Origin of the sequence: Lysobacter enzymogenes (assembly GCF_017168095.1) — a bacterium.
Lineage (GTDB): Bacteria > Pseudomonadota > Gammaproteobacteria > Xanthomonadales > Xanthomonadaceae > Lysobacter > Lysobacter enzymogenes_D.
Window position 1 is genome coordinate 1 of sequence record NZ_LXSD01000172.1, and the last position, 2,696, is coordinate 2,696.

The 2,696-nt window shown below is 72.8% G+C and carries 5 protein-coding genes; all 5 read left to right on the top strand.

What is annotated here, in order from left to right:
• A partial coding sequence (locus tag A7A76_RS04725) for an HlyD family efflux transporter periplasmic adaptor subunit (RefSeq protein ID WP_206410112.1) occupies positions 1–467 on the top strand: 467 nt, incomplete at its 5' end.
• A 137-nt stretch (positions 468–604) separates the two neighbouring features.
• Positions 605–1,456, top strand: a complete 852-nt coding sequence (locus A7A76_RS04730) for an alpha/beta hydrolase (protein WP_206410113.1) — start codon at positions 605–607, stop codon at positions 1,454–1,456.
• Positions 1,453–1,812, top strand: a complete 360-nt coding sequence (locus A7A76_RS04735) for an EamA family transporter (protein WP_074871971.1) — start codon at positions 1,453–1,455, stop codon at positions 1,810–1,812. Before A7A76_RS04730 ends, A7A76_RS04735 begins: the two co-directional genes overlap by 4 nt.
• A complete protein-coding gene (locus tag A7A76_RS04740) occupies positions 1,809–2,267 on the top strand; it encodes a DMT family transporter (RefSeq protein ID WP_206410114.1) in 459 nt (152 codons plus the stop codon). The genes A7A76_RS04735 and A7A76_RS04740 overlap by 4 nt, the downstream gene beginning before the upstream one ends.
• Positions 2,248–2,696: aminotransferase class I/II-fold pyridoxal phosphate-dependent enzyme (locus A7A76_RS04745; protein ID WP_206410115.1), on the top strand; the 449-nt coding region annotated here is incomplete at its 3' end. The genes A7A76_RS04740 and A7A76_RS04745, both read left to right, overlap by 20 nt.

Consider the following 2,696-nt stretch of genomic DNA (forward strand, 5'->3'; position numbering starts at 1 on the left):
GCGCGCGCGCCGCCGCCGACATCGCCGCCGCCCAGCGCGACCAGGCCGCCGCGGCCCTGCAACGCCAGACCCTGCACGCGCCGGTCGCCGGCGAACTGGCGCGGGTGGCCGCGCGCACCGGCATGAGCGTGGCCCCGCACGGCGCACCGCTGTTCGTGCTGCTGCCCGACGGCGAACGCATCGTCCGCGCCGAACTCAACGCCGCCTTCCTCGACAACGTGCGTCCCGGCATGCGCGCGCAGATCCTCGACGACGGCGACACCCAACGCGTGCTCGGCGCCGCGCGCGTGTTGCGCCTGTCGCCGGCGTTCGGGCCGTCCACGCTCGAGGACGATCCGGACGTGCGCGCCAACGAACGCACGGTCGAATGCGTGCTGGCGCTGGACCGGCCCGGCGGGCTGCGGATCGGCCAGCGCGTGCTGGTGCGGTTCCTGAGCGCGGCGGCCGCTGCCCCGCGCACGCCCTGAATCCCCGGATGAAGCCCGATTCAGCGAGCGCCGGCGCACGAAAGGTTGGTGAAACCCAGGCTGGCGACACTGGCCGCTCCAGTCGACGGCCGTGCGCGCGCACCGGCGCGGCCGCGACGACAGCGATCCGGGTCTCGATGATCACCAACGCGGAATTCCACTTCGAAGGCGGGCGCGACGGCGTGCTGCTGATCCACGGGCTCACCGGCACGCCGCACGAGATGCGCCTGCTCGGCAAGGGCCTGCAGCGCGCGGGGTTCACCGTGTACGGGATGCAGCTGGCCGGGCACTGCGGCGACGAGGCCGATCTGCTCGCGACCGGCTGGCGCGATTGGTATGCCAGCGTCGAACGCGCGGCCGACGAGCTGCGCGGACGGGTCGATCGGCTGTACGTGGCCGGGCTGTCGATGGGCGCGTTGTTGTCGTTGCTGCTCGCGGCGCAGCGGCCGGGCTGGGTGTCCGGGGTCGGCGTGCTCGGCGCGACCTTCCGCTACGACGGTTGGAACATGCCCGCGGTCGGGCGGCTGTCGTTCCTGCTGCCGTGGTTCAAGCGCCTGGGCATCGGCCGCGGCCGCAGCTTCCAGGAAGAACCGCCTTACGGTTTGCGCGACGAACGCATCCGCGCCCAGGTCAGCGGCGCGATGCTCGGCGGCGACAGCGCGGCGGCGGGGCTGCCGGGCAATCCCTGGCATTCGCTGGCCGACCTGTACACCTTGTCGTCGCATCTGCGCCGGCGCCTGGGCGAGGTGCGCGCGCCGTGCCTGGTCGCGCACGCCACCGAAGACGATGTCGCGCACGTACGCAACGCGCACCTGGTCGCCGACCGCGTGTCCGGGCCGGTGGAACTGCTGTGGCTGCGCGATAGTTACCACATGATCACCCTCGACCGCGATCGCCGCCTGCTGATCGAACGCCTGGCCGGTTTCTTTCAGCGCGTCGGCGAGGGCCGTGCGGTCGGCGCCGAGGCCGACGCGGCGCGCGCGGCATGAACACCCTGGTGTGGACGCTGTGGACGGCGACGGTGCTGCTCGACACCGGCGGCCAGCTTGCGTTCAAGGCGGCCGCCGGCGATCCCGAGGCCGGCGACGGGCTGGCGCGCTGGAAACACATGCTGTCGCGGCCGTGGCTGTGGATCGGCGGCGCCTGCTACGTGCTGGAATTTCTGGCCTGGATCGCGTTCCTGTCGCTGGTGCCGCTGGGCCGCGGCGTGCTGCTGGGTTCGATCAACATCGTCGCGATCATGCTCGCCGGGCGCTGGCTGTTCGGCGAAAAACTCACTCCCTGGCGCTTGGCCGGCATGGGGTTGATCGGCGCCGGCGTGGCGATGGTCGGAGCCGGCGCATGAAGCGGTTCTACCTGATCGGCTTCGCCTTGCTGATGGGCTTCGACACGCTCGCCCAGCTCAGCTTCAAGCACGCCGGCGCCGGCGCGTTTCCGCCGGAAGCGTCGCTGGACTGGCTGCTGCGCCTGCTCGCGCAGCCGTGGCTGTACGGCGCGCTGCTGGGCTACATCGGCGCGTTCTTCACCTGGATGAGCCTGCTCAAGCACGCGCCGATCGGCCCGGCCTTCGCCGCCTCGCACCTGGAAGTGGTGAGCGTGCTGGCGCTGTCGGCGTGGTTGTTCGGCGAGCGTTTGAGTTCGCTGCAAGTGGCCGGCGCGGTGGCCATCGTCGCCGGCATCGTGTGCCTGGCGCTGGGCGAACCCGACGATGCCGAATCCGGCAGCGAGCGCGCCGCGCAGTTGGCCGCAGGGCCGGAACGCAAAGACGCGGACGCGGCCGATGGCGGCACCGCGCACTGAATTGCCGCCGACGGCGGGCCTGCCGCTGCGCTGGCGCGACTTCGCGCCGAGCGCGGCGCCGCCGCTGGCGCGGAGCCTGGCGCGCCTGCTGGAACTCGACGACGAAGCGGCCACGCTGACCTGTTCGGGCACCGCCGCGCTGGTGTTGGCGCTGAGCGCGCTCAAGCGCGGCAGCGCGCGGCGCGAAGTGATCGTGCCGGCCTACACCTGCCCGTTGCTGGCGATCGCGGTCGCGCATTGCGGCTTGGCGCTGCGCGTGTGCGATACCCGCCCGGGCCATTTCGAGATGGACCCCGAGGCGCTGGCCGCGCTGTGCGGCCGCGACACGCTGGCGGTGGTGCCGGCGCATCTGGGCGGCCGCCTGGCCGATCTGGGCGCGCCGCTGCGGCTGGCGCGCGCCGCCGGCGCCTGGGTGATCGAAGACGCCGC

Excerpts from the sequence above, each read along its gene's own strand:
- A7A76_RS04730 (WP_206410113.1), top strand. The coding sequence starts at position 605 with ATGATCACCAACGCGGAATTCCACTTCGAAGGCGGGCGCGACGGCGTG.
- A7A76_RS04735 (WP_074871971.1), top strand. The coding sequence starts at position 1,453 with ATGAACACCCTGGTGTGGACGCTGTGGACGGCGACGGTGCTGCTCGAC.
- A7A76_RS04740 (WP_206410114.1), top strand. The coding sequence starts at position 1,809 with ATGAAGCGGTTCTACCTGATCGGCTTCGCCTTGCTGATGGGCTTCGAC.